26 protein-coding genes and 1 pseudogene are annotated in these 26,848 nt (G+C 62.8%); 5 read left to right on the forward strand and 22 right to left on the reverse strand.

Going from position 1 to position 26,848, the window contains the following annotated elements; translation table 11 throughout:
* Positions 1 to 54 precede the first annotated feature (54 nt).
* On the forward strand, positions 55 to 459 hold the full coding sequence (locus X773_RS53750) for an STAS/SEC14 domain-containing protein (protein WP_023676672.1): 405 nt from the start codon (positions 55 to 57) through the stop codon (positions 457 to 459).
* 19 nt (positions 460 to 478) lie between these two features.
* Here X773_RS53750 and X773_RS53755 read toward each other — a convergent pair whose 3' ends face one another.
* The 13 genes and pseudogenes from X773_RS53755 to X773_RS53815 form a co-directional block, all read right to left on the reverse strand.
* A complete protein-coding gene (locus X773_RS53755) occupies positions 479 to 1,606 on the reverse strand; it encodes an ATP-dependent RecD-like DNA helicase (protein ID WP_023676673.1) in 1,128 nt (375 codons plus the stop codon).
* Between the two features lie 147 nt (positions 1,607 to 1,753).
* The gene (locus X773_RS53760) at positions 1,754 to 2,086 is read right to left on the reverse strand and encodes a nitrile hydratase accessory protein (protein WP_156937343.1); all 333 of its coding nucleotides are present in this window, start codon (positions 2,084 to 2,086) and stop codon (positions 1,754 to 1,756) included.
* A 19-nt stretch (positions 2,087 to 2,105) separates the two neighbouring features.
* Positions 2,106 to 2,765, reverse strand: a complete 660-nt coding sequence (gene nthB / locus X773_RS53765) for a nitrile hydratase subunit beta (RefSeq protein ID WP_023676675.1) — start codon at positions 2,763 to 2,765, stop codon at positions 2,106 to 2,108.
* Positions 2,762 to 3,367, reverse strand: coding sequence for a nitrile hydratase subunit alpha (gene nthA, locus X773_RS53770; RefSeq protein ID WP_023676676.1), 606 nt, complete (start codon positions 3,365 to 3,367; stop codon positions 2,762 to 2,764). Before nthA ends, nthB begins: the two co-directional genes overlap by 4 nt.
* Positions 3,368 to 3,423: 56 nt before the next feature.
* Positions 3,424 to 6,576 carry an efflux RND transporter permease subunit gene (locus X773_RS53775; RefSeq protein ID WP_023676677.1) on the reverse strand — a complete coding sequence of 1,051 codons (3,153 nt, stop codon included), beginning with the start codon at positions 6,574 to 6,576 and terminating at the stop codon, positions 3,424 to 3,426.
* Positions 6,573 to 7,823, reverse strand: a complete 1,251-nt coding sequence (locus X773_RS53780; RefSeq protein WP_023676678.1) for an efflux RND transporter periplasmic adaptor subunit — start codon at positions 7,821 to 7,823, stop codon at positions 6,573 to 6,575. The genes X773_RS53775 and X773_RS53780 overlap by 4 nt, the downstream gene beginning before the upstream one ends.
* A gap of 169 nt (positions 7,824 to 7,992) precedes the next feature.
* Complete coding sequence (locus tag X773_RS53785) at positions 7,993 to 8,589, reverse strand: LysE family translocator (protein ID WP_023676679.1); 597 nt, start codon at positions 8,587 to 8,589, stop codon at positions 7,993 to 7,995.
* 60 nt (positions 8,590 to 8,649) lie between these two features.
* Positions 8,650 to 9,222 (reverse strand): acetolactate synthase small subunit, encoded by a 573-nt coding sequence (gene ilvN / locus X773_RS53790; protein ID WP_023676680.1) that lies wholly within the window; start codon positions 9,220 to 9,222, stop codon positions 8,650 to 8,652.
* Positions 9,223 to 9,288: 66 nt separating this feature from the next.
* Complete coding sequence (locus tag X773_RS53795; protein WP_023676681.1) at positions 9,289 to 11,040, reverse strand: acetolactate synthase 3 large subunit; 1,752 nt, start codon at positions 11,038 to 11,040, stop codon at positions 9,289 to 9,291.
* A 352-nt stretch (positions 11,041 to 11,392) separates the two neighbouring features.
* Positions 11,393 to 12,553 (reverse strand): PcfJ domain-containing protein, encoded by a 1,161-nt coding sequence (locus X773_RS53800; RefSeq protein ID WP_023676682.1) that lies wholly within the window; start codon positions 12,551 to 12,553, stop codon positions 11,393 to 11,395.
* Positions 12,554 to 12,772: 219 nt separating this feature from the next.
* Entirely contained in the window at positions 12,773 to 13,300 is a 528-nt protein-coding gene (locus tag X773_RS53805; protein ID WP_023676683.1) for a GNAT family N-acetyltransferase, read from the reverse strand.
* A gap of 21 nt (positions 13,301 to 13,321) precedes the next feature.
* A pseudogene (locus tag X773_RS74510) lies at positions 13,322 to 13,665 on the reverse strand (hypothetical protein).
* On the reverse strand, positions 13,640 to 14,206 hold the full coding sequence (locus X773_RS53815; RefSeq protein ID WP_023676685.1) for an XRE family transcriptional regulator: 567 nt from the start codon (positions 14,204 to 14,206) through the stop codon (positions 13,640 to 13,642). The pseudogene X773_RS74510 and the gene X773_RS53815 overlap by 26 nt, the downstream one beginning before the upstream one ends.
* A 150-nt stretch (positions 14,207 to 14,356) precedes the next feature.
* Between X773_RS53815 and X773_RS53820 the strand changes: the two genes are divergently transcribed.
* On the forward strand, positions 14,357 to 16,183 hold the full coding sequence (locus X773_RS53820) for an ATP-binding protein (protein WP_023676686.1): 1,827 nt from the start codon (positions 14,357 to 14,359) through the stop codon (positions 16,181 to 16,183).
* A gap of 38 nt (positions 16,184 to 16,221) precedes the next feature.
* Here the strand turns inward: X773_RS53820 and X773_RS53825 are convergent, their stop codons facing one another.
* From X773_RS53825 to miaA, 3 genes are all read right to left on the reverse strand, one after another.
* Positions 16,222 to 16,608: an ester cyclase gene (locus X773_RS53825; protein ID WP_023676687.1), complete on the reverse strand. Its 387-nt coding sequence runs from the start codon at positions 16,606 to 16,608 to the stop codon at positions 16,222 to 16,224.
* A gap of 132 nt (positions 16,609 to 16,740) precedes the next feature.
* Positions 16,741 to 17,535, reverse strand: coding sequence for a GGDEF domain-containing protein (locus X773_RS53830; RefSeq protein ID WP_023676688.1), 795 nt, complete (start codon positions 17,533 to 17,535; stop codon positions 16,741 to 16,743).
* A 104-nt stretch (positions 17,536 to 17,639) separates the two neighbouring features.
* A complete protein-coding gene (miaA, locus tag X773_RS53835; protein WP_023676689.1) occupies positions 17,640 to 18,608 on the reverse strand; it encodes a tRNA (adenosine(37)-N6)-dimethylallyltransferase MiaA in 969 nt (322 codons plus the stop codon).
* Here miaA and serB point away from each other — a divergent pair.
* Together serB and X773_RS53845 are read left to right on the forward strand one after the other, a co-directional pair.
* Entirely contained in the window at positions 18,598 to 19,485 is an 888-nt protein-coding gene (gene serB / locus X773_RS53840; protein WP_023676799.1) for a phosphoserine phosphatase SerB, read from the forward strand. The genes miaA and serB overlap by 11 nt on opposite strands.
* Entirely contained in the window at positions 19,482 to 20,054 is a 573-nt protein-coding gene (locus tag X773_RS53845; protein ID WP_023676690.1) for a GNAT family N-acetyltransferase, read from the forward strand. Before serB ends, X773_RS53845 begins: the two co-directional genes overlap by 4 nt.
* A gap of 47 nt (positions 20,055 to 20,101) precedes the next feature.
* On the opposite strand, the gene X773_RS53850 is transcribed toward X773_RS53845, so the two are convergent.
* The 5 genes from X773_RS53850 to X773_RS53870 all read right to left on the reverse strand — a co-directional run bounded on the left by X773_RS53850 (position 20,102) and on the right by X773_RS53870 (position 25,513).
* Positions 20,102 to 21,619: a DegQ family serine endoprotease gene (locus tag X773_RS53850; protein WP_023676691.1), complete on the reverse strand. Its 1,518-nt coding sequence runs from the start codon at positions 21,617 to 21,619 to the stop codon at positions 20,102 to 20,104.
* Positions 21,620 to 21,765: 146 nt separating this feature from the next.
* Positions 21,766 to 22,728 (reverse strand): protease modulator HflC, encoded by a 963-nt coding sequence (locus X773_RS53855; protein ID WP_023676692.1) that lies wholly within the window; start codon positions 22,726 to 22,728, stop codon positions 21,766 to 21,768.
* A complete protein-coding gene (gene hflK, locus X773_RS53860; protein WP_023676693.1) occupies positions 22,728 to 23,822 on the reverse strand; it encodes an FtsH protease activity modulator HflK in 1,095 nt (364 codons plus the stop codon). The genes X773_RS53855 and hflK overlap by 1 nt, the downstream gene beginning before the upstream one ends.
* Before the next feature lie 162 nt (positions 23,823 to 23,984).
* Entirely contained in the window at positions 23,985 to 24,503 is a 519-nt protein-coding gene (locus X773_RS53865; RefSeq protein WP_023676694.1) for a dihydrofolate reductase, read from the reverse strand.
* Positions 24,503 to 25,513 (reverse strand): DUF4424 domain-containing protein, encoded by a 1,011-nt coding sequence (locus tag X773_RS53870; protein WP_023676695.1) that lies wholly within the window; start codon positions 25,511 to 25,513, stop codon positions 24,503 to 24,505. Before X773_RS53870 ends, X773_RS53865 begins: the two co-directional genes overlap by 1 nt.
* Before the next feature lie 141 nt (positions 25,514 to 25,654).
* On the opposite strand from X773_RS53870, the gene cobF reads away from it, so the two are divergent.
* Positions 25,655 to 26,428 carry a precorrin-6A synthase (deacetylating) gene (cobF, locus tag X773_RS53875; RefSeq protein WP_023676696.1) on the forward strand — a complete coding sequence of 258 codons (774 nt, stop codon included), beginning with the start codon at positions 25,655 to 25,657 and terminating at the stop codon, positions 26,426 to 26,428.
* A gap of 33 nt (positions 26,429 to 26,461) precedes the next feature.
* Here the strand turns inward: cobF and X773_RS53880 are convergent, their stop codons facing one another.
* Positions 26,462 to 26,803 carry a winged helix-turn-helix domain-containing protein gene (locus tag X773_RS53880; protein WP_023676697.1) on the reverse strand — a complete coding sequence of 114 codons (342 nt, stop codon included), beginning with the start codon at positions 26,801 to 26,803 and terminating at the stop codon, positions 26,462 to 26,464.
* Between the last annotated feature and the right edge of the window lie 45 nt (positions 26,804 to 26,848).

Consider the following 26,848-nt stretch of genomic DNA (forward strand, 5'->3'; position numbering starts at 1 on the left):
GGGTTTCAGGTGTTCCAAGGTGTGTGAAGAAAATCGAGCGCAAGGAGTTCCCTGTTGAATTTTCTCGAGGCCGTGCCGGCGGTTCGCCGCATCGACACCGATCGCGAAGATCTTTTCGCCATCGATGTCGTCGGCCATGTCGCAGCGGCTGACGCCGAAAACCTGTTCGGATTGCTGGAGGCGGCCTATGCGCTGCATCCGAAGATCGACGTGCTGGTGCGCCTGATCGACCATGAGGGTGTCGACTGGGCCGACGTATCGGACGAGACGATCGAACAGGGCATAGCTCATGCCGTGGAGCATATCGGCAGCTGCGCGGCGATCGGTGAGCCGAACTGGATACCGGAGGCAAGAGCCTTTTTGCCTGCCTCTTTGCCTATCGAACTCCGGCATTTCGAGGCCAAGGACGAAGCCGCCGCCTGGGAATGGCTTGACGCCAGACCGATCGCCCAGCGCTGATACGACGGACCTGACAGCCCTATCGGACGATCGTCAGCCGTTCGGCCGCGCGCGTGATCGCGGTGTAGAGCCAACGCTGGCGAGTTTCCTTGAATGCCCAGCTTTCGTCGAAAAGCACGATCTCATTCCATTGCGACCCTTGCGCCTTGTGCACGGTCAGCGCGTAACCGTAATCGAAATCGTCGAAGCGCTTCTTCTGCTGCCAGGGAATGTCGGCGTCGGGATCCTCGAATGCGGCTTTGAGCAGCTTGATCTTGGCGACGCCGCGATCCGGGTCATCTTCCTCCGGCGAAACCAGCAGATTGATGCCGGGCTTGACCGTCTCGCGCGACGAGGTCATCACCTTCCACAGCGAGCCGTTGAGCAGTCCCTTGGCCGGATCGTTGCGCAGACAGACCAGCTTGTCGCCGGCTTGCGGATAATCGGCGTTGAACCCCTTCAGCTCGCGCAGCCGCTGGTTATAACGGCGGCGCGTGCGGTTGGTGCCGACCAGCACCTGGTCCGCTTTCAGCACCAATTCCTGGGTGACGTCTTCCTTGCCGATCACCTGCGCCGCGCCATAGTCGCCGCGCATGAATTCGCGGCCCTCGCGCACGTCGAGCGCCAGCCTGATGATCGGGTTGTCGCGCGCCTGGCGGTGGATTTCTGTGAGCAGAATGTCCGGCTCGTGGTCGGTGAAGAAGCCGCCGCCGGAGATCGGCGGCAACTGGCCGGGATCGCCGAGCACCAGGATAGGGGTGCCGAAGGTCATCAGATCGCGGCCAAGCTGCTCGTCGACCATTGAGCATTCGTCGATGACGACCAGCTTGGCCCGAGAGATCGGGCTTTGCCGATTAAGCGAAAAGGTCGGCGACATCGAGGTCTTGCCGGTCACCTCGTCCGCTACCGATTCCTCGCCTTTCGGCCGGTAGATCAGCGAATGGATGGTGCGGGCATTGACCGCGCCCTTGGAACGCAGCACCTGCGCCGCCTTGCCCGTAAACGCGGCGAACTGCACCTGGCCGTCGACATGCTCGGCGAAATAGCGCGCCAGCGTCGTCTTGCCGGTGCCGGCATAGCCGAACAGCCGGAACAGCTGCGGCTTGCCGGCTTTCAGCCAGCCGGCCACCGCCTTCAGCGCCTCGTCCTGTTGAGGAGAGAATTCCATCAGCGCGACAGACCGGATTCGCGAGGGAAAGACAAGGTGACTGCCGTCACCATCAATTTTCATCGCCGGCAATCACGCCGCTGCGACAGGGTCAGGCTATCAGTGACGAACAGGAACGTAAAGAGAACAAGGCCAGGCGACCGCAGCTTACCCGGCCCGCTGTGGATCGTTCTCCAGCTGGATCGGCTTGCCATGCGGCGTTGCGTGCGCGGCGCGTTCCCAGGCAGCGGCGAGCGCATCGACGTCGCGCTTTCCGGCAACGCCCTTGGCCAAAAGCAGCTTTTCCAGCGCTGCCAGCCAGTGCTCGTAGTAATCGTGACCGTCGCGCGCGGCGCCCGGCCGCTTCACCTCTGCCGACAAAGCATCCGCCCATTCGCTCCACGAAAACAGCCCGTTGTCGTGCAGTGCTACCGTCATGGCAAAGGCCTCTGCTTGCCACGGCTCGGCAAACACAGGCGCCTCGACACCGGCGGGCAGCATGGCGGCGACTGAGCCCGTCTCACGCCGGCTCAAGGTAGCTCTCCCAGGCATCGATCGACACGACAAGTGTCGGATCGGCGCCCTCGCCCCAGATTTCGCCGCCGGTGAAGGACACCGTATAGACCCATTGCGGGTTTTCGCCCTGGCCGTGCGCATTGGTGTCGGGAAAGACAAAGCCGTCGCGCACAGCCTCGACGACGCCTCGCTTGCCGCGTGCATAGCGCGGCAGTCTGGTGTGGCCGGTCGGATGAAAGTTCCTGGTTCGCACGGGGTCGCCCGCCTTGAACCGCGCAGGCACGGCGACAGGCCGGTCGCAGTGCCCGCCCTTGGCCAGCACCGCCGGAACGTCCTTAGCCTTCAGCACCCGTTTGGGTGTCGCTGCCGGGTCGACTGCGTCGCCCGTAGCCAGGTCGCGGTCGCTGACGAAACCATGGCGTTTGAGCAGCACCTCCAGCGCCTTGATCCATATCTGGTAGTAGCTGGAGGCATAATAATCCGCTGGATGCAGCGATTCCCGCGCGTGCCGACTCTCGTCGATGGTCCAGGCGCCCATGGCGCCGGCGCACAACGTCACGCCCAGCGCCCGCCTTTCCCAATCGGCATGGAAATAGGGTTCGTCCGGTTCGGGCGCGACCGGCCCGAAACCCATCTGACCGCCGAGATCCTGCGGCCCGTTCATGCCGGTTCCCGCACCAACGCCGTGCCGATCATGGCATCGCGCGTCACCAGATCGGCGAGCCGTGCCTCATCCCAGCCCTCGGTGCCCCTTGGCTGCATAGGCACCACCAGATAGCGCAGCTCGGCGGTCGAATCCCACACCCGGATTGTTGTCGTCGCCGGCAAGATTAGCCCGAATTCCTCGAGCACGCCGCGCGGATCGATCACTGCGCGCGAACGGTAGGGCGGCGCCTTGTACCAGACCGGCGGCAGGCCGAGCACCGACCACGGATAGCAGGAACATAGCGTGCAGACGACGAGGTTGTGCGTGTCGGCCGTGTTGAAGACCGCCTGCATGTGCTCGCCTTGCCGGCCGGTGTAGCCGAGCGATTCGATTGCCGCCGTCGCATCACGCTTCAGCCATGCGGCAAACGCGGGATCAACCCAGGCTTTCGCCACCACCTTTGCGCCGTTGCGCGGCCCGATCTTGGTCTCGTAGGTGTCCACTATGGCATCAATCGCCGCCGGATCGATCAGGCCTTTGCGGGTGAGAATCGTCTCCAGTGCGCGCACGCGCGCCGCAAAAGGATCAAGCTCGTTGTCATGGTGGTGATTATGCGGCATGGCGTCAAATTACGATCGCGGACCCCCGGCCGCAAGCACCACGGCTTGGGCCAGCGCTATTCGGCTGCCGCCTTTTGCGGCACTGGTTCTTCCTCCTCGTCGAACAGTGACGGCTGGTCGACCGCTTCGACCGGCCTCGGCTCGCCCCGGCGCCGCGCCCACAGCCTGACCAGCCAGCCGGAAAAATGCTCCATGTAGACGTAGATGACGGGCGTGACGAACAGCGTCAGTGCCTGCGAGGCGACAAGACCGCCGACCACCGCCACGCCGAGAGGCTGGCGCAGTTCCGCACTGGCACCGGTGCCGAGCGCGATCGGGATGGTACCCATCAGCGCCGCAAGGGTGGTCATCATGATCGGCCGGAAGCGCATCAGGCAGGCCTTGTGGATGGATTCGACAGGCGACATCCCCTCGCGCCTAAGCTCGAGCGCCACGTCGATCATCATGATGCCGTTCTTCTTGACGATGCCGATCAGCATCAGGATGCCGATCACCGCGATCACCGACAGATCCATCCCCGCCAGCCGCAGTGCCACCAGTGCGCCCAGCACCGCCGATGGAAGCCCGGTCAGGATGGTGAGCGGATGGATGAAGCTCTCATAAAGCATGCCGAGCACGATATAGATGGTCAGGATCGCGCCGCCGATCAGCAGCCCCTGGTTGGAAAGCGAATCCTGGAACGTCTTGGCCGTGCCCGAGAAGGCGGTCGAGATCGTCGGCGGCATGCCGATCTTGTCCTTCAGCGCGTTGATGTGGCTCACGCTGTCGCCGAGGGCCACGCCTTGCGGCAGATTGTAGGAGATCGTCACTGCCGGAAGCTGGCCGAGCTGGTTGACGGTCAAAGCGCCGGCGGTCCGATCGACGCGGGCGAACGCGCCGAGCGGCACCAGGCTGCCGCTCGCCGTTCTCACCTTGATGGCCAGCATCCGCTCGGGCGACCACTCGATCTTCGGATCGAGCTCCATGATCACGTCGTAGCTGTCGGCCGAACCGAAGATGGTCGACACCTGCTGGGTGCCGAAACCGCCATAGAGGCTGGAGCGCAACGTGTCGGTATCGACACCGAGGTTCGCCGCCTTGTCGCGGTCGATCACCAGCGTCGCCTGTAGCGCGTTGTTCTGCAGGTCACTGGTGACGTCGGTGAAGGCGGCATGATCGGCGGCCATCGCATCCGTCAGCCTTTGCGCCCAGACGTTCGTCAGGCCGGTATCGAGGCCCTGCACGGCAAGCTGGTAGGCACTCGCCGAAGAACGCGCGCCGAGCCGCAGGTTCTGCACCGGTTGCATGTAGGTTTCGATGCCGGGCACATTGGCCAGCTGGCGCCGCAGGTCCGTAAGCACTTTGTCGATGTTCGGTCGGTGGTCCTTGTCTTTCAGCTGCACAAACAGTTGGCCCTGGTTGAGCGCATTGTTTCCACTGCCCGCCGACCAGCCGACATGCGCGACGTAGGGCGAATGGGTGAAGACATCCGCCACTTGCCCCTGCAGCTTCACCATCGCGTCAAACGAAATGTCCTGGCGCGCGATGGTCGTCACCGAGACCTGGCCGATATCCTCCTGCGGGAAGAAGCCTTTCGGCGAAATCTGGATCAGCCACACCGACAGCCCGGCGGTCACGAGGAAGACAAGGAAGACAAGGAAATTGTGGCGCAGACAGAATGTCAGCAGCCTGTCATAGCCCCGCATGAAGACGTTTTGTCTATGGTCCCCGCCGTGCGCTGCTTTCTGCTCGGCTTTCGATAATGACAACAGCCGCGAGCACAGCATCGGCGTCAGCGTCAGCGAGACGAACATCGACGCCAGGATGGCGACCGTCACCACCACCGCGAATTCGTTGAAGATGCGCCCGATCACGCCGCCCATCAAAAGCACCGGAATGAACACGGCGACCAGCGAGATCGAGATGATGGTGAAGCCGATCTCGCGCGCGCCCTTGAGCGACGCCTCGAGGGCCGAGAGCCCGTCCTCCTCCATATGGCGGAAAATATTTTCCAGCATGACGATGGCATCGTCGACGACAAGGCCGACCGCCAATGTCAGCCCCATCAATGAGACGTTGTCGATGGAAAAGCCGAACAGGTACATCACGCCCAGCGTGGCGATGAGCGAAATCGGTACCGCCACCGCCGGGATGATCGTCGCCGTCACCCGGCGCAGGAACAGGAAGATCACCATCACCACCAGCGCGATGGTGAGCAGGAGCGTGAACTGCACGTCATCGACCGCCTCGCGGATCGATGTCGAGCGGTCGTTTAGCAACTGGATGCTCGCCGCTGCCGGCATCTGATCGTCGAAGGAAGGTAGCATCGCCTTGACGCGGTCGACGACGTCGACGGTATTGGCATCCGGCTGGCGCTGCACGGCCATGATGATGGCGCGGGTGCCGTCATACCAGCTTGCCGTCGTCGTGGTCTCGACCGAATCGATGACGCGGGTCACCTCGCCGAGCCGCACCGGATGGCCGTTCTTGGTGGCGATGATGATGTTGGAGAATCCCGCCGCATCGGTCAGCTGCGTGTTCGCGGTGATTGTCAGCTGCTGTTTGTTGTTCTTGAGCACGCCGAGCGGCGTGTTGCTGTTGGCCGAGGCGATGGCCGTCTGCAGCTGATCGATCGAGATGCCGCGAGCGGCGAGCGCCGTCGGATCGATCTGGACGCGGACAGCGTATTTTTGCTGGCCGTAAATCGAAACCTGCGCAACGCCGTCGATCGTCGACAGCGACGGCGAAATCACATTCTCGGCAAACGCGTCGAGATCAGTCAGCGGAATTGTGTCGCTGACCAGCGACATCAGCAGGATCGGCGCGTCGGCTGGATTGACCTTGCGGTAGCTCGGCGGGCTGGTCATCTCCGGCGGCAATTGTCGTTGCGTACGTGCGATCGCTGCCTGCACGTCGGCGGCGGCTGCATCGATGTCGCGGTTGAGTACGAACTGAATGGCGATCGAGGTCGAGCCGAGCGAGTTGGTCGTCGAGATCGAATCGATGCCGGCGATGGTGGCAAACTGCTTGATCAGAGGCGTTGCCACCGACGTCGCCATGGTTTCCGGCGAAGCCCCGGGCAGCGAGGCCGAGACGTTGACAACCGGAAATTCGGCGCTTGGCAGCGCCGCGACCGGCAGGAATTTGTAAGCAAATAGCCCGCCCAGAACCAGGGCGAACGACATGAGCAGCGTGGCGACGGGCCTGCGGATGCAGAATTCGGAAATCATGGCTGTGTTCCGCCCGTCCGGTCAGCCTCGGCAACCTTCGGAGCCGCCTGATCGCCGGTGCCGGTCGAAGCCTTGCCTTCGCGCACCGCCGCGCCGTTCTTCAGTTTGGTCTGACCCTCGACGACGACACGCTCGCCGCTTTTCAATCCTTGGCTAATTGCGGTGTTGGTGCCTTCTGTCAGCGCGACCTGCACGGGCCGCATTTCAACGGTGTTGTCCGGCTTGATCACATAGACGAACGGGCCCTTCTGGCTGGGCTGGACGGCGACCGTCGGAACGGACGTCATTTGTGGCATGATGCCGGCATCGAGCACGACGTTGACGTATTGGCCCGGCCATAGCGAAAGATCGGCGTTGGGCACACTGGCCCGCGTTGCGATCGTGCCGGACGCCGTGTCTACGCTGGAATCGACGAAATCCAGCGTTCCCTTGCCGATCGGCTTCGGGTCGCCGTCCTTGGTCAGCGTCACCGCACCTTGCTGCGGCGCTGCCAGCGCCTTGTGCAGCAAGGCAAGATCGCTTTCGGGGAGATTGAAGTTCACCTGCAGCGGGTCGACCTGCGTGATCGTCACCAGTGGAGTCGACGTGCTGCTGCCGTTGCTGGTGGTGACGAGATCGCCGACGGCGACGCTGACTGCGCCAAGCCTGCCGGAGATCGGCGCCCTGATCGTGGCGAAGCCAAGCTGGATTTGGTCCGCATCGATCGTTGCCTTGTCGGCGTCGACGGTGGCCGCGGCGGATTTCTGTGCCGCGACGGCCTGATCGTAGGTCTGCTGTGTTCCGGCCTGCCTGGCGACGAGATTTTTGGCGCGCTGAAGATCGGCCGTGGCGCTGGCAAGCAGCGCCTGGTCTTTTGCGAGCGTCGCCTGATCGCGTGCCAGTTGCGCCTTCAACGAGCGATCGTCCAGCGAGAAAAGAAGGTCGCCGGCCTTCACCATCTGTCCGTCCTTGACCGCGATTGCGACGATCTGGCTCGAGACCCGCGCGTTGATGCTGACCACGGCAGGAGAGGACACAAAGCCGATGGCATAGCGCCGGACCGGGAAATCGGCCGTCGAAGCGGTGGCGGCAACCACCGAAGTCGAACGAGCGGCATTTGCTGCTGCAGCGGGTTTGTCCGCCGCCGCCGTGGTCTGCTTCGCCGACAGCATCTGCTGAAGACCGGTCATTGCGGTGGGCGAAAAATAGAGCCACGCCGCCGCAAGGCAGGCTGCAGCGATCACCGCAAATACGATCTTTCCGCGCATCGACAAAAGGCCTTCTCAACGCGACACGCCGATTTCCGCTGGTCGCACTCTAGCTCAACTCGCAGCCTCTTGCCGCGATTTTGCCAGATAATAGAGGATGCCGAAGGCGAAAAAGGGCCAAAACCCGTCATTACGAAGATTTAATGTGCAGTGCACAATAAAACGGCAGCTAGCGCAGCATCGGCCACAATGTCGCCGCCAGCATCACACCCATGGCGATGTTGAACCATTTGAGCCGCGCCGTATCCGCCAGAAAACCGCGCAGCGCCATGCCGAAACCGGCCCAGGTCGAAATGCTCGGCAGCATGACGACGGCGAACGCGGCCGCGATCAGCACCACGGACACAAGCGGGCGTTCCGGGTTCGTATAGACGGCCATGGCTGTAATCGCCATCACCCAGGCTTTGGGATTGACCCACTGGAAAGCCGCAGCCTCGATGAAGCGCATCGGCTGGCCCTTCGCCTCGCCTTCGCCGCCGAGCGAGCGCGACATGGCGATCTTCCAGGCGAGATAAAGCAAGTAGAGGCCGCCGGCGATCTTCAACCCGGTATGCAGCACCGGAAAGGCCGTCAACACGGCGCCAAGCCCGAAGCCTACGGCAAGCAACAGCACGAGGAAGCCGAAGCCGATGCCGAGCATGTGTGGCACGGTCTTGACCAAGCCGAAATTCACGCCCGAGGCCAGAAGCATGAAATTGTTCGGACCCGGCGTGATCGAGGTCACGAAGGCATAGACCAGCAGGGCGAATAATGCGTCGAGTGTCATGCCGTTCCCCTAATCAATGCGATCGGTGGCAAAGCGACGAGATAGAGCCAAGCTGGATGACTACATCCCTTGCGGGCCGCGGTTCATCGCCGCCACTCCGGTACGGCAGATTTCAACTAGCCCGAGCGGTTTCATGATGGCGATGAACTGATCGAGCTTGGAGCCCTTGCCGGTGATCTCGAAGATGAAATGCTCGGTGTTGGCATCGATGACGCTGGCGCGGAATGCATCGGCGAGCCGGAGCGCCTCGACGCGGGCTTCGCCGGTGCCGGCGACCTTGACCAGCGCGAGTTCCCGCTCCAATGGCCGCTCCTGTCCGAATTCTTGCGACCGCACGGTGAGATCGACGACGCGGTGCACCGGCACGATGCGCTCGAGCTGGTGCTTGATCTGCTCCAGCACGTGCGGCGTGCCGCGCGTCACGATTGTGATGCGCGACAGGTGCTTTTCGTGCTCGGTTTCCGAGACCGTCAGGCTCTCGATGTTGTAGCCACGTCCGGAAAACAGGCCGATAACCCGCGCAAGCACGCCCGGCTCGTTGTCGACCAGGACCGAAAGCGTGTGGTTCTCTGGTTTTTCCGTCTCCTTGGCGATGAAATAGGCGGAGCCGGTCGGTTGCAACTGTGCGTTCATGACATCAATCTCGATTTCAAACTTTTGCGCTAATCTGCTGTTTTCGCACAGCTTCCTTGAACCAGGCTACACCAGTTCCCTGCCCTTGGCGTCGATAGCGTTGGCCACAGCTTCGTCCGTCGCCTCGTCCGGCAACAGCATCTCGTTATGCGCCTTGCCGGACGGGATCATCGGGAAGCAGTTGGCGAGCGTCGCCACGCGGCAGTCGAACAGGACGGGCTTCTTGACCGCTATCATCTCCTTGATGGCGTCGTCGAGCTCGTCCGGCTTGTCGCAGCGAATGCCGTGGCCGCCATAGGCTTCGGCGAGCTTGACGAAATCCGGCATCGCCTCGGTGTAGGAGTGCGACAGCCGGTTGCCGTGCAGCAGCTGCTGCCACTGCCGCACCATGCCCATATATTGGTTGTTGAGGATGAAGATCTTGATCGGCGCCTCGTGCTGGACCGCGGCGCTCATCTCCTGCATCGTCATCTGCACCGAGGCGTCGCCGGCGATATCGATGACCAGGGCATCCGGGTGCGCGATCTGCACGCCGAGCGCGGCCGGCAGGCCGTAGCCCATCGTGCCCAGTCCGCCGGAGGTCATCCAGCGGTTCGGCTTCTCGAAATGATAGTGCTGTGCCGCCCACATTTGATGCTGGCCGACCTCGGTGGTGATGTAGGTGTCGAGGTCCTTGGTCAGCGCATAGAGCCGCTGGACGGCATATTGCGGCATGATCACCTCGTGGTTCATCTTGTAGGCGAGCGAATCGCGCGCGCGCCATTTGGCAATCTGCTCCCACCACGGGTGAAGCGCTTTCTTGTCGGCCTTGGCGGTTGCCCGCCACAGCCGCACCAGATCCTCCAGCACACGCCCGACATCGCCGATGATCGGCACGTCGGTGTGGACGTTCTTGTTGATCGACGACGGATCGATGTCGATGTGGATCTTCTTCGAATTCGGCGAAAACGCCGTCAGCCGCCCGGTGATGCGGTCGTCGAAGCGCGCGCCGATGCAGAGCATGACGTCGCAATCGTGCATCGCCATGTTCGCTTCATACGTGCCGTGCATGCCGAGCATGCCCATCCAGTGCTTGCCCGACGCCGGATAGGCGCCGAGGCCCATCAGCGTCGAGGTGATGGGAAAGCCGGTGAGGTCGACCAGCTCGCGCAGCAGATGGCTCGCCTCCGAGCCGGAATTGATGACGCCGCCGCCCGAATAGATGATCGGCTTCCTGGCGCCGGCCATCAGCTCGACCGCCGCCTTGATCTTTTCCAGATCGCCCTGGACCTTCGGTTGGTAGCTGGTGCGCGGCGCCGTCTGCGGCGGGACATAGATACCCTTGGCGAACTGCACGTCCTTCGGAATGTCGACGACGACCGGACCGGGGCGCCCTGTGGTTGCCACATGGAAGGCCTCGTGGATCGTTGCCGCGAGCTCGTTGACGTCCTTCACCAGCCAGTTGTGCTTGGTGCAGGGCCGCGTGATGCCGACCGTGTCGCACTCCTGGAACGCATCCGAGCCGATCAGCGAAGTCGGCACCTGGCCGGTCAGGCAGACCAGCGGGATCGAGTCCATCAGCGCGTCCTGCAATGGCGTCACCGCATTGGTGGCGCCCGGCCCCGAGGTCACCAGCATGACGCCGGCCTTGCCGGTCGAGCGCGCATAGCCTTCCGCCGCGTGGCCCGCGCCCTGCTCGTGGCGGACGAGGATGTGCTCGACCTCGTCCTGCTGGAAGATTTCATCGTAGATTGGCAGAACCGCGCCGCCCGGATAGCCGAAAACATGCTTGACGCCATTGTCCTTCAGCGCCTGCACCACCATTTCGGCGCCCGTCATTTCGCTCCTTGGCATTTCAGTTCTTGGCATTTCGCGCCGCTCATTCTGTCCACTGCTCATCGGTCTGGTCCCGTACTGTTCGCCATCTGGCGATTGCTGGTCGCTTAGTCGTATTTCGGGCAATAAAAAAGGCCCCCGAGGGAGCCTGTGTCTTGCGCATGGGAGGTCATCGCCCGGCGGTTACACCGCCTTGCCCACGCGCTTTCCTACGAGAATGCGTGCCTTTTTCATGGTGGCGGACAATAGAATTGGTTTGACGCCGCTGTCAACGGCGAATGTGCACTTGGCCTGACGTCGGCACATCCGCCCATTGTGCACCCGCGCCGCCTTTCCGCCGCGCGGGTGTTCCGTTTCAGGCGCAGAGCACCACACCCCTCGCCTTGGCCCAGCGCTCGATGATCTTGCGCTCCTCGAGCGAGGCGAGACGATTGCCGAAACCGCGCACCTGCACCGCACGGTTTTGCGGGTCGAGTTCAATCGTCAGCAACCGCTCGATCTTGCCGAGCGCCGAGCGCCGCAGCACCCAGATCGAGGCATTGCCGGCGATGCATTTGGACGCGTATATCGAGACGCAATGATGCATCGCCCGGCTCTCGGTGACCAGATCCTCGGCTGTCTTCAACTGACGGATGAAGAAACGCTCGCCATGCGCCTTTGCCTCTTTGGTCGACGGCTGCCAGTCCCAGTCGTCCAGGCACGAGCCGTCCCAGGCGTGACCCTGCGACTGCGTCCCGGCAGTACGCGTGGCCCGCCCGGCAGCGCGGCGGCGCATTGCCTCGATGCGTTCGATCGCGGCAATGTCTCGATGCCATTCCAGCATCTGCCGACGCAGCGAGGCGAGCGTGCGACCCTTCAGGCTGTACGCCGCATCGCGCTGGTGCACGGCGCCGATATAGTCGCATAGATCGTCGATCTCCTCCTTCGACGCGGGTTGCCCGCAGAAGAACCGTGTCACCTCGCGCCAGAAGGCCAGATCGTTACGTGGCGTGCGCGCGATTTTCGACTTGGCAAGTCGGGCCGCCAACCCGGAATCATCCGTGTAGGACCGGGCGATCGCCACCCAAAACGCCTCGTCGAACGTGAAATCGCCGGGCAAGTTCAAGAAGCAATGCACCTCCTTGCGAGACAGCCACGCACAGGCGCCCGCCTTGTAGAGCGAGTCACCACGCGCCACTGCGATATACCAAGCCTTGCGAAGCGCAATCTCGCCGGCATTCAACCCCGAGCTGTCCAGCCAGATCCCCTCGAGCGCGGCTGTAACCGGGTAGCGCGCATAGAGATGACGCGCCGCGGCCAGCCGCAGCCGCGCGGGGTCGCGCGTCTTCAGCTTTGGACGCCACAGCGCGCCGTCGCGGATCGCCATGCCGGCAAAGCCCCGACGTGCCTCGTCGAGCGCCCGCTCGAAATCCGGAGCGGGACGCGGGACGGGAAAAACCCGCCGCAGCGTTACGGCATATGCTTCAATGCGTTCGCGCTCGGCATCCTGCCTGCGCTGGATCATGGACTTTGCCATGGCCGTTCTTCCTGATTGGAACCCTGTCAGCCGCACGCAATTCCAGCGTCGGCACGGAATGTGTCGATCTGGATCGCCGGGTCATTGACAGGTCTCCTTTCAGGACGACGGATCAGAATGGGCGGCTTCTCTAAGCTCGCCGCCAATTTGACGCAAGAGCCATTCTTTCCATGCCCGCGATGGTCTGACGGGTGTTGCAAAGGTGCATTGTTGTCGCCATCACCGTGTCCGGCCGACGCGTTTCCAGTAGATGAGGGTGCCTGTCAGCCCGCCATGCGGCTTCAGCGCATAATCCGGTATTTCGCCGGCCAGCGTGAAGCCGAGCTTTTCATAGAGGCCGGAAGCCCCCTCCTCTTTTGCCGTGTCGAGGACCAACAGCGTGCGGCCTTTCTCCACGGCAACGGCTTCCGCCGCCTCCATCAGGCGGGTTGCGATGCCCTTGCCGCGATAATCGAGGCGGGTCATCAGTTTGGCGATCTCGGCCCGGTGCGGCTGGTTGGGAGGGCAGTCGAGCAGCAAGGTGACGGTGCCGACCAGAGCCTCGCCGTTCCACGCCCCAAGCACCGCCCTTTCGCCTCTGGCGGCCGCATGAAGCGACCTGTTCCAGAAGGCCGCGGCCATCTCCGGCGCCAGCGGATGCATGAAGCTGACCAAGCCGCCGGCAGCGACTGTCCCGATCAGCAGATCCGCCAGCATTTTTTGCGTTCCGTCAGTCGTGGTGAGTGGCCTGATTTCGATCGAACTCATGTGGTTCCCCTGCGCCGTCCGTCAATCGAAATGACTGATCCGCTTCCGCTTCCTGGCCCGCCGGATTTCCGCGATGCGATCGGCGTCTTCCTCTTGCAGATGTCGCCCGCGTTCCAGCAGTTCGAGCGTGTATTCCTCATAGGTCAGGCCCAGCCGCTCGGCCTTGTCCAGNCCAGCCGCATCAGCATGATCTCGCGGCTCGGCACTTTCCATGCCTGGGCATGGGCGGTCCGCCAGGCAAGAAACACATAGGGCTCACCCTTGCCCCAGGGCGGACCGTCATAGTCGTCGAGCGGCGGACCGCCATTGTCGGAGCGTTTCGGACGGCGCGCCTTCACCTCAGCCCCTGGCCAACGCAACCAGATAGTCGGCAGCGTCCGGCCCCGGAGCGTGAAAGACGCAATCGGATGGCGCGCCGAGCGCCAGGCAGTCGCCGGGTTCGAGCCGGTGAACGATGTCCCCCTCGGTGAATTCCAGCCGCCCGGAGATCAGCCATATCTGTTGCCTGATGAAGGCATAGGACGCCGCCGGGAAACTTACCTTGGCGCCGGCCGGCAACTGGATCCGGATCAGTTCGAGGGGTATGTCGGAGACCGGCGAAAGATGCCGCCGCACATAACCCGTAGCCGGATCGCGCCAGAGCGGCTGGTCACGTTCGCGAAGCAGGCCACCGCCCTGCAATTCCGCCCTTGCGATCAATGTGGACAGCGTCATGCCGAAGGCGGCCGCAATGCGCACAAGGAGTGCCGCCGTCGGGCTGGTCATGCCGCGTTCTACCGTGCTCAGCATGGCTTTCGAAACATCGGACCGCTCCGCCAGCTCTGCCAGGGACCAGCCTCGAGCCACTCTTTCGGCATGTATTCGTCTGCCGATGGTCGAGGAGATGTCGTTCGCTATATCATCCATTAATCCAATATATCGAAATTTTTCTACGGAGCAACGGCCGTTTCATCCATTTTTCGCAAACTCCTTAATGTCCGCTAAACCATCCGGCCTCATCCCACCTTAACCCCGTTCGCCTAGGCTCATCGCTTGGAAAAAGGGATCGGCGTGTCCATGCTCGTTGAACGCGAAGCCTCCATTGGGGAACCGACTTTGCTGGAGCGCCGCAGGGCGGAGCAGAACGACAAGCGCATTCTGGGCAATGTCGTGCAATGCGACGGCGCGCGCGCCACCATCAGCGCCTATGCCGACGATATCGAAGGCACGGTCACCGGCCTGTGGAGCGTCGGCAAGATGATCTCGATCAATCTCGGTACATCACGAACCGTCGGCCTGGTCTATGAAATCGGCAAGTCGGATCGTGCCTGGAGCAGCGAGGGCCAGAATCCGATCGAGGTCAGCATCGAATTGATCGGCGAGGTGCGCGACGGTGCCGAACCCGGCGCGAAGCCGATCTTCGACCGTGGCATCACAACCTACCCGCATATCGGCGCCATTGCCCATCGTATCCGCAGCCGCGACCTGCAGGCCGTCTACGATCTCGCCGGTCGTCATTCGATCACCATCGGCACGCTGTCGCAGGACGAGGCCATCGACGCCAATATCGCCATCGACGATACGCTGGCGCGGCATTTCGCCATTGTCGGCACCACCGGGGTCGGCAAATCGACCGCCGTCTCGCTGCTCTTGCGCAAGTCGATCGCCGCCCGGCCCGACCTGCGCGTGCTCATCCTCGATCCACACAACGAGTTCGCCGCGTCGTTGCCCGAATATTGCGTCAGGGTCGATTCGACGACGCTCGACCTGCCCTTCTGGATGTTCAAGCTCGAGGAATTTGCCGAGGTGCTGTTTCGCGGCCGCGAGACGGTTCCGGAAGAGGTCGACGCCTTGCGCGATCTCATTCCCGCGGCCAAGAACCTCTACCGCAATCCGAACTCCGGCAACTATCTACGGCGCAGCACCGATGCGCTGACCGCCGACGCGCCGGTGCCCTATCGCATTGCCGACCTCATCAAGCTGGTCGACGAACGCATGGGATTGCTGGAAAGCAAGAACGATCGCCCGACCCTCAGGTCACTGAAGACACGTATCGAAACGGCGGCATCCGATCCGCGCTACCGTTTCATGTTCAACTCGCGCCTGATCGAGGACACCATCCACGAGACGATCGGCAACATCTTCCGCGTGCCGCATCACGGCCGCCCTGTGACCTGCTTCGAAATGGCCGGCATGCCGTCCGAGGTGGTCAATTCCGTATGCTCGGTGCTGGCGCGGCTGGCCTTCGACCTGGCGTTGTGGAGCGAAGGCCGCCTGCGGCTGCTCTTCCTGTGCGAGGAAGCGCATCGCTATATGCCGGCCGATCCGCGCCTCGGTTTCGCGCCGACGCGGCACGCGCTGTCGCGCATCGCCAAGGAAGGCCGCAAATATGGCTGTTATCTCGGCGTCGTCACCCAGCGCCCGGGCGAACTCGACCCGACCATCCTGTCGCAGTGCTCGACGTTCTTTGCCATGCGGCTCGCCAACGAGCAGGACCAGGCGATCATCCGGTCGGCGATTGCCGATTCCTCGGCTTCGACGCTGGCGTTCCTGTCTTCCATGGGCCAGCGCGAGGCCATCGCCTTCGGGGAAGGCGTGGCGACGACGATGCGGATGAAGTTTGAAAAGCTCTCCGAGGATTTGATCCCCGGCACGGCCAAGCGCGAGGACGCCTTGCCGTCCGAAACCGGCGACGAGGTCGACCTCGTGGCGATCGTCGAACGGCTGCGCAACGTGCCGAAATCACGACACGCAATGCCTTTCGCGGAAGTCGTCGATTCGGGCCGGCAGGCCGGCGATTCGGACTATCGCAAGCCGTCGGCCGCACGCACCCAGCGAAACGACGATTTCGACTTGCGCTACGGCCTCAAGCCGGCGACCTTCGGCCTGCGTCCCCCAGAATGATTGAGCCGAGCGAGACTTTTAGGCAGCGCTCGCAGATATCAAAGCTGAGTTTCGATGGCTGTCTTGTCTATAACTGACCACACCTGGCGAATTTTCCCTCTCTGAAACTCATAAAATACGTTCTCGGCAAACGAAATTCTCTTCCCGCTTACATCGAGCCCAAGGAACGTTCCCCTTGGCGCGCAGTCGAAGCTTAGCCGGCTCGCTACATAAGGCGGATCGGCAACCAATAGCTGAATGTCGAAGTAAAGGTCCGGAATTTCGTCGAAGTCTCTCACCAACATTTCGAGATAGCCGGACAATCCGAGCTTGCGACCGTTGTGGGTCACTTCATCATGAACAAACCGCCCCAGATTTGGCCAATCCTGCTTGTTCAGGCATGCAATATAGCCTCGGTAAAGACCGGAGAGATCGGATTTAGTCACGGCAACACCTCTATTTCCGGCAAGCCCCGCAAAGGCAGCATCTCAGCTTGACTGGGTGACGTCGGTCTGCGTGCACCGGAAACGCAGAAAACGATACCAGACGGCCGGCATCAGGAATTCAATGACGGAATTTCAGGCACACACGCGGTTGCGCCCTTGCCTCTTCGCCTCATAGAGCTGGCGATCGGCGCGGCGATAGAACTCCTCGGCGGTTTCCTTGCGATCCCAGACGGCAAGCCCGACGCTGGTGGTGATTTTCAGTCGGACATTGCCCGTCAGCACCGACATGTTGGCGATCGCCTTGCGGATGCGCTCCGCGAATTTGGATAGCAGCTCGGCGTCCATATTGGGCGTGACCACCGCGAACTCCTCGCCGCCCAGGCGCGCCACCACGTCGTGATAGCGTGTCATGTCCTTGAGACAGTTGGCGACCGCCCGCAACACCTCGTCGCCGACATCGTGGCCGTGGCTGTCGTTGACCTGCTTGAAATGGTCGAGGTCGAGGATCATCAGCCCTACTGGTTTCTCGATGCGACGGAACTCTTCGAGATATTCCTTCAGCGCATCGTCGAAATAACGCCGGTTCTGCATGCCGGTGAGGCTGTCGGTGAGCGCCGCATGCTCTAGCGTCTCCGAACGCGCGCTGAGCGAAACGGTCATGGCGCGCAGCTTGCCTTCTTCCGTCGCCTGCTTTCGGATCAGCGGGTAGATGAAGAAAATGCCGAAGAACAGCGCAGTCGCCAGCAGCACGCCCGTCGCAAACAGCAGCTTGTTGAGATAGACGATTTCATCGAGTTCCGAAGGCGTATTGCTAATGTCGGCGGCCAGGGTTTGCAGGAGCCCATAGGCGTAAAGCGTCACCAGGCCGGCGGCCAGGATCACAAAAATAAAGACGAAAAAGGCTGATTCCGCCTTGTGGAAACGCATCTGCTCCCCGTTGGAAAGTTCGTAACGATCTTATGGCATGCGGGAACTTACGGACAGTTAACCTGGACAACTTCAACGCGAAATGTCCCCTCGGTGTCGACTTTTCAGGTTGCGCTCGAATGAGGGAGTGAGTGCATCGAGTCGATCCCCTCACCAGGACGCAATCTCTGCCATTCCGGGCCCAATTGGTGCCTGAACCAGGTCGCCTGCCGTTTGGCATATTGCCGCGTCGCGATTTTCGCGCGCTCGATGGCCTCGGGAAAACTGAAGGCGCCGGCCAGCGCGGCCTGAAGCTCGCGAACACCGATTGCTTTCATCGCCGGCAGGTCGGGATCGAGGCCGAGCGCTGAAAGCTGTTTCACCTCGTCCAGTGCCCCCTTGTCCAGCATGCGGTCGAAGCGAGCATCGATCCGCTCCACCAGCGCCGCTCGCTCCGGCTCGATGACGAAAAAGCGCGCGCTGCTCCTGTCGATCAACGGCCGGCCACGCGCGGCCTGCCAGTCCAGGATGGAACGCCCCGACGCGTCGAGCACCTCCAGCGCCCGCACGATGCGCTGGCCATCCGTCGGCTTAAGCATCATGCCGGCCGCAGAATCCTCGCGCAACAGGATGCGGTGCAATCTCACTGCGCCCTGTTCCTGGAGCTCGTAGCGCCAGCGATCGCGGATCGACTTCGGAATGTCGGGCATCTCCGAGATACCTTCCGTGAGCGCCCGGAAATAAAGCCCGGTACCGCCGACGAAAATCACTGGCCGCTCCGAGAGCGTGCCGTCGTCGATCAGCTTCGTGACATCACGCAACCAGGCGCCGGTGGAATAGGCGGTGGACGGATCGACGTGTCCATAAAGAAAGTGGGGGACGCGGGCGAGTTCGGCAGGACCAGGCCGCGCCGTCAGCACGTCGAGCACCGAATAGCCTTGCATAGAATCGGTGTTGACGATGACACCGCCATTGCGCTCGGCGAGGTCGAGTGCGAGCGCCGACTTGCCGCTGGCGGTCGGCCCGGCTATCAGGATCGCGTTCTTCACGCGGCCTTCGCCCGCCTGTCCGCTGGAATTTTCGATGCCGCTGATCGCCACGCTTCTATCCCATCCCGCCGGCCGCGCATTGACGCCGACGCTAGCGAATATGGCCTCGCGGTCGGTCGGCGCAAGCGCTGTTCGCTGGCTGGCCGAAGGCATCGCCTGCGAACTCGACTTGCCGGAGACCGCCGACGCTTCCGAAATAACGGCGCGCCTGCAGGCCGCGCTTGCTTCCGAACCGATCGACGTGGCCGTCCAGCCGGCTGAGAACAGGCGCAAGAAGATCCTGATCGCCGACATGGATTCGACAATGATCGACCAGGAATGCATCGACGAGCTTGCCGACGAGATCGGCGTCAAGGATCGCGTCGCCGCCATCACGGCGCGATCGATGAACGGCGAGATCGCATTCGAGCCGGCCTTGCGCGAGCGTGTGGCGCTGCTCAAGGATCTCGATGCCGCAATCATCGACCGCATCATCGACAATCGCCTGACGCTAGCCTCCGGCGGCCGCACGCTCGTCCAGACAATGGCGGCCAATGGCGCCTGGACGGCGCTGATCTCCGGTGGTTTCGACATCTTCACCACCCGCATCGCAGCATTGCTCGGCTTTCACGAAAATCGCGCCAACCGCCTGATCGAGCAGGATCGCCGCTTCACCGGCTTGGTCGCCGAACCGATCCTCGGCCGCGCCGCCAAGGCCGAAGCCCTTATCGAGATTTCCGCCCGCCTCGGCCTGACGCCTGCCGATGCCATTGCCGTCGGCGACGGCGCCAACGATCTCGACATGATCCGTCTTGCCGGCATCGGCGTCGCCTTGCATGCCAAGCCGGCCGTGGCAGCCGAGGCAAAGATCCGCATCGACCACGGCGACCTCACCGCCTTGCTTTATCTGCAGGGTTATCGCCGGGAGGAATTTGTCGAATGACGCCGATCCGCACCGAGCGCCTGATCCTGCGCAACTGGGGAGATCGTGACCGCGAGCTCTTCCATCGCATCAATTCCGACGAGCGCGTCATGGAATTCTTTCCGTTTCGGCGCGACCGTGCCCAGTCGGACGCCAAGATGGAGGAGTTGCGCGCGGCTATCGATCGCGACGGCTTCGGCTTCGCGGCCGCTGAGATCGCAGCCACAGGTGAATGCATCGGCTTCGTCGGCATAACCCGAACCGATCATTTGCCATTCCTGCCGCCCGGCACGATCGAGATCGGCTGGCGGCTGGCACCCGAATTCTGGGGCCGCGGCTATGTCACCGAAGCAGCCGAAGCCTGGCTGACCTATGGCTTTGAAAGACTTGGCCTCGACGAAATCGTGTCCTTCGCAGTCAAGGATAACAGCCGGTCCACTGCCGTCATGGAGCGCCTGGGCATGATCGCCGACCCGGCCTCCGACTTCGACCATCCCGGTGTTCCGGACAGCCACACCGCACTCAGGCGACATGTCTTCTACAGGCTGCCACGCACAGACTGGCAGGCAAGAAAAAGGGCGGCCCGCTAGCCGCCCTTTTTCGTTTCAAGATCAGAGTGTTGCAGGCTCTTCCGGACTCAATCCATCCGGATTGTCACAAACCTCAGCTCGCCGGTCTTCGACGCCAGCATCAAAAGCGCGTTCTTGCGCCCCTGCTCCTTCAGCGCGCCGATCCGGTCCATGACGTCCTTGGGCGTGGCGACCGATTCCTGCGCGATCTCGGTGATCACCTCGCCCGGCTGGATGCCGCGTTCGGCTGCCGCCGAATCCTTGGCGACGTCCGTCACGACGACGCCGGAGACATCGGTGGCGATGCCGAATTTCGTGCGCGTCTCCTCATTGAGCTCGCCGATCGTCATGCCGAGCACGGCAGCCGTCGAAACCGCAGGCGCCTTGTCGGCATCGTCCTGGTCGGTGTTGCCGTTTTCACCGCCGCTGGCAAGCTTTTCGCCGTCCTCGAGCCGGCCGAGCGTCACCTTGACGGTCTGCTCGACCCCTTTGCGCACGATGATCACGTCGACCGCCTTGCCGACCGGGCTCTCCGCCACGACGCGCGGCAGGTCGCGCATTTCATGGATGTCCTTGCCGTCGAATTTGATGATGACGTCGCCGGCCTGGATTGTGCCGTTGTCGACCGGCCCGCCCTTGATGACGCCGGCGACCAGCGCGCCCTTGGCGGTCGCCATGCCCAGGCTTTCGGCAATGTCGTCGGTCACCGGCTGGATGCGCACGCCGAGCCAGCCGCGCCGCGTCTCGCCGAACTGGCGAAGCTGGTCGACGACGCCCGAGGCAAGCTGCGACGGGATCGAGAAGCCGATGCCGATCGAGCCGCCCGATGGCGAGATGATTGCCGTGTTGATGCCGATGACCTCGCCGCTGCTGTTGAACAGCGGTCCGCCGGAATTGCCGCGGTTGATCGCGGCATCGGTCTGGATGAAGTCGTCATACGGGCCGGAATTGATGTCGCGATTGCGTGCCGAGACGATGCCGACCGTCACCGTGCCGCCGAGACCGAACGGATTGCCGATCGCCATCACCCAGTCGCCGACACGCATCGTGTTGGAATCGCCGAACTTCACCGCCGTCAGCTTGTGCCCTTTCGGATCGACCTTCAGCACCGCGACATCGGTCTTGGTGTCGGTGCCGACCAGCGTCGCCTTGAGCGTCACCCCATCGGAGAAATTCACCTCGATGTCGTCGGCATCGGCAATGACGTGGTTGTTGGTCACCACGATGCCCTGCTCGGCGTCGACCACGAAGCCGGAGCCCAGCGACTGCACCTTTTGCCCGCCGCCGCCCTTGTCGCCGCCACGGTTCTTGAAGAAATCGTCGAAGAAGTCCTGGAAGGGCGAGCCCTCCGGCAGCTGCGGCATCGGCACTGCGCCCGGCCCCTCAGTGCCTTTAACAGTCTGCGACGTCGAGATGTTGACCACGGCGCCAAGCAGGCCGGCGGCGAGATCGGCAACCGAGGGCGGCCCGTCGGCTGCCATCGTCGGCGCCACGAACGACGGAACGGCAACGGCGCCGACCAGAAGCGCAGCGGCCCCGGCGATGAACGTCCGCCTCGCTGCACGCAGAAGGGTGGTGGATGTCATCGAAAGGCCTCCGGGTGTTCTGAAAAAAAACCGCTTCGGCAAAAATGCCGGTCCGCGTCATGTTGGCAAGAAATAAGGCACGTTTGCGGCTATGGCTACCGCCAGAGAATAAATCCTCTGTTACGCCGGCTATCCCTGCACCGGCCCTACTGGCCGGTGCTTGGCTGCGCTGCCGGTGGGGCGGGAGCGGCAGGTGCTGGCGCTGGTGCCGCCGGTGCCACAGGCGTTTCCTTGCTGTCCGGGTCGCGGAAGAAGCGGAAGAACTCGGAATTCGGCGACAGCACCATCGTCGTTCCGGCGCTGTTCAGCGCCGTGCCATAGGCATTCATCGACCGATAGAAATCGAAGAAGGCCGGATCGCGCTGATAGGCCCCGGCAAACGTCGCGCTGCGCTGGGCTTCACCTTCACCACGCAGGATTTCAGACTCTTTTTGCGCTTCGGCGACGATTTCGACCACTTCGCGGTCGGCGCGAGCCCTGATCCGCTGCGCTGCCTCATTGCCTCGCGCCCTCAGCCGCTCGGCTTCGGCGAGACGTTCGGCCTTCATGCGGTCGAAGGTCTGCTGCGAGACTTCGGCCGTGAGATCGGTGCGGCGGATGCGGACATCCTCGATCTGCAGGCCAAGCGAGGTGGCATCAGGCCTCAGCTGATCGCGCACCTCGCGCATCATCACGGCGCGCTCTTCCGAGAGTGCCGCCTCGAAGTCGCGCAGGCCGTAGACGCGGCGCAAGGCGGCGTCGAGACGCGTCCTCAGCCGGGCCTCGGCCAGTTCGATCTGGCCGGAGACCGCGGCGCGGAACACACGCGGATCCGAGATACGATAGGCGATAAAGGCATCGACCTCATAGAATTTGCCGCCCGAAACCTGGACACGGATGTTGTCGAGGTCGAAGCGCAGGACCCTGTTTTCGATCAGCTGCACGGTGTCGGCATCGAAGAAGGAGAATGGCGCCTTGAAATAGATGCCCGGCTGGTTCTTGACGTCGACGATTTCGCCGAACCTGAGCACCAGCGCCTGCTGGCGCGCATTGACGACGAAGACCGACGAGTAGAGCAGGAACAGGATGACCGCGGCGATGACCGCAATGACGGGAAGACGGTTGGCCATCACTGGTTTCCTCCGGTGGCCGGTGCCGGCGCCTTCTGCTGCAATGCCGGCAGCGGCAGGTAGGGAACGACCCCTTGCCCGTTGCCCTGCTCGACGATGACCTTGCTCGAATCCTTCAGCACCCTCTCCATCGTTTCCAGGTAGAGTCGCTTGCGCGTCACCTCCGGCGCCTTGGCATATTCGTCATAGACCGAGATGAAGCGCTGCGCCTCGCCTTCGGCCTCCTGCACGACCCGGTTTTTGTAGGCGGCCGCGTCTTCGCGGATCTGTGCGGCCGCACCGCGTGCCTGGCCGAGCTTCTGGTTGGAATACTGATTGGCCTGCTCGACGAACTTGTCCTCGTCCTGCTCGGCGCGCTGCACCTCGTCGAACGCGTCTGCCACCTCGCGCGGTGGCGCGGCGTCCTCGATCGAAATGGCGTTGACGTTGAGGCCGGCCTTGTAACCGTCCAGCGTCGTCTGGATGATCTCACGCACCGACGCCGCGATGCCTTGCCGGTCGTCGCGGAAAATGTCTTGCGCCGGGCGCCGGCCGACCGCTTCGCGCATCGCGCTTTCGGCGACCTGCTGCAGCATGCCGTCCGGGTCGGACACGTCGAACAGATAGGCCTTAGGGTCGGAGACCTGATAGGCCACAGAGAACTGCACATTGACGATGTTCTGGTCGCCGGAAAGCATCAGGCCATTGCCGCTGGAACTGCCGCCGCCGATACTGACAAGCTGCTCGGCGATGTTGGCGGTCTCGACCGTTTCGATGGGCCACCAATGGAAATGCAGGCCAGGCTGCGACAGCTCCGCCTTCGGCTTGCCGAACCTGAGTTCCACCGCAACTTCGTCGGGCTGCACGGTGTAGACCGCCTTGAACGCCCATAGCACCACCAGCGCCGCGGCAATCAGCCCGAACACGGCAGGGCTCGCGCCACCGCCGCCCGGCAGCGCGCGCCGCAACCTGTCCTGCCCGCGCCGGATGATATCCTCGAGATCGGGAGGCGAGCCCTGCGGGCCGCTGGGTCCTTTTGGTCCCTGACCCCAAGGCCCCTGATTGTTGCCGCCGCCCCACGGGCCGCCGCCGCCGCTCTTGTCGTTCCAGGGCATGAATGTCCTTTCGCTTGGAATTCCCTCAAGCGCCGGCTCACCGGCGCAAAATCCAATATTATTATTCTATAGGGATGCAGCGGCACGCTTTCAACGCGATCGGCTGCCGCCACTGTCCGCCTTTTGGGTCCATCTAGACCTGTCGCGACCCCTTTGTCGCCTTCAATGCACGTCGCGGCGCCGCTCGTAAACCGAATAGCGTGTCGCATGGCTGTCCTTTTCGCCAGCCTCCACCTCCTGCGAGCGGACGATCCGCCACAGCGCCGGATCGATCGGCGGGAAATGGGCATCGCCGTCGACCGCGGCCAGAACATGGGTCACGTGCAGCCGATCGGCCAACGGCAGCGCCTGAGCGTAGATCTCGCCGCCGCCGATGACGCAGATCTCGTCGGCGCCGGCCATGCAGCGCCCGCGCACCGTCGCCAGCGCGATTGCGTCCTCGATCGAGTGCGCGACTTCGACGCCCTCGGCGCGCCATGCCCTATCTCGTGTCACCACGATGTTGAGCCTGCCCGGCAATGGGCGGCCGATGCCTTCATAGGTCTTGCGGCCCATGATGATGGGCTTGCCCATCGTATCGGCTTTGAACCGCTTGAGATCGGTGGACAGCCGCCACGGCAACCCACCCTCGCGCCCGATCACGCCGTTCTCGGCGATGGCGACATAAATCGCGAGGTCCATCAGCCGCCGTTTCCGCCATCGGATGGCTCCAGCAGCAATATGTCGATATCGTGCTCGGGGTAGAAGTTCTGCGCCTTCATCTCGAACGTCGTCGGTCCGATCTTCCTGACGTTTTCGCCGCAAAACGAGACCAGGTTCTTCGCATCGCCCTTGTCGACGGTCAGCTTGAAACTGCCGATGTTTCCCGACGCCCAGTTGCCGCCCGTGGTCAGGATATAGACGATGCGGTTCTCGAAATATTTGGGGTAGCCGTCCGGATCGTCCTTGGCTGCCTTGCGCACGGCATTCTCGAAGGCATCGTCCATGCAGTAGCGGGTCTTGTAGGCGGCATACTGACCCTGGAACTGGCCGTCATAGAAGAAGCTGACCGAGGAGGTGCCGCCGACGCTCGGCTTGTAGCGATGCGAGACATGGACCGCCTTGTTGGCCGGAAACATCGAGCGCCACCAATAGGTCGAGCGCAATTGCCAGAACGGCGTATAGACGGTCTTCATGCCCGAACCGTCGTCGGCAGTGTCCTCGATGATGATGCCGCGGTTGACCCAGTCGTCGGCGACCGCTTGCGGCAGCTTTGCCAGCGCTGCCTTGGCCGCATCGCCGAACGGATAGAACGGCACGCCCTGCGCCTTCAGGTCAGCGCCGATGTCGATGCCGAGCGCGAACACCTTCTGCTCGAGCTGCGGCTTTGCCGGCACCGCGTCGATCGTCACTTCGAAGCCGAGGAAATTGTCGCTCTGCGCCTCCGGAATCGCCGGTATTTCTTCGGGGTCGCCTTCGATGTCGGGCATCGGAAAGGCGACGATCGCATCGACATCCTTGTCGGTGTTGTTGCGGAAGACGTAATCGACCATCACTTTTTCCGGCGAGATGTAGAGATCCTCGCTTTCCATCGCAACCGCATCGCTGCGCGACAGGATCAGCCCACCGGTGCCGAGTTCGGCGACCGAATCATTGGCGAGCGCAGGCGTAGCCGAGAGCGCCAAGGCTGCGGTCAGGACGTAACGGAACATGGAAACTCCCCCGGCGAGAATGCCAACATGACTCTAGCTGTTCAATGTGGCGTTTCAAAGCCTTTCGGCAAATGCGCCGGCGCCTGCCGGCATGTCGTGTCGGTCTAGACACACCGGTCCCGATCGGGCAGGAGTTCGCCCATGCGCAAGCTTCTCGTCATCGGCATCGGCGCCGGCAATCCGGAGCACATGACGGTCCAGGCCATTAACGGTCTCAATCGGGCCGACGTGCTGTTCATTCCCGACAAGGGCGCCAAGAAGAACGATCTCGCCGAATTGCGCCGCCAGATCTGCGACCGCTTCGTCATTAATCCGAACTCGCGCCGTGTCGAATTCGAGGTGCCGGTGCGCGCCGAGCCGGCGCCTTCCTACCGCTCGACCGTCGACGACTGGCACGAGGCGATCGCCGCGATCTACGAAGGCCTGATCCGCGACGAACTCCCTGAAGATGGCTGCGGCGCCTTCCTGATCTGGGGCGATCCGTCGCTCTACGACAGTGCGCTGCGCATCCTCGAGCGCGTGCGCCTCAGAGGCAATGTAGCGTTCGAGCTGGAGGTCATCCCCGGCATCACCGCCATCCAGGCACTCGCAGCCAGCCACAAAATGGCATTGAACCGGATCGGCGACGCCATTTTGATCACCACCGGCCGCCGGCTCGCCGAGGAAGGTCTGCCCGAAAACGCCGGCAGCACCATCGTCATGCTGGACGGCAAATGCGCCTTCAACACGCTGGACGACAACGACGTCACCGTCCACTGGGGCGCCTATCTCGGGACGCCCGACGAGATCGTCATCTCGGGCCGGATTGGCGACGTCGGCGACAAGATCGTGAGCACCCGTGAGCGGGCCCGCCGGAAAAAAGGCTGGATCATGGACACCTATCTGCTGCGCAAGCCGGGCGAGCCTAAGAAGTAACAGGGATCACACGCGGCATGAATTCCGCCGGCGTCACGCTGCGTCGATCTCGGCCTGCAGCGCCTCCATATGCGCCGCCGCTGCTGAAGACGCAGCCCGCTCGATCGCGCGGAAGCGGCTGACCACAGCAAGCCCGACCGATGTCAACTGGGCACCACCGCCTTTTTTGCCGCCCGTCTGTGCCGCAACCAGCGGCTTGCCGAACACGCGGTTCATGTCTTCGACCAGATCCCAGGCGTGCTTGTAGGACATCTCCATGCCGCGTGCCGCGGCCGAAATCGAGCCGAAGGCGGCGATCTGTTCCAGAAGCTCGATCTTGCCCGGTCCGATGCGGCCATCTGGATCGAGATTTATCCGCAAACTCAGCGACGGCATTTGCTCCTCCGCGGTGACGCTATTCTACAAGTTCTGCAGCGATAC

This window comes from Mesorhizobium sp. LSJC280B00 (assembly GCF_000502835.1).
Classification (GTDB): Bacteria; Pseudomonadota; Alphaproteobacteria; order Rhizobiales; family Rhizobiaceae; genus Mesorhizobium.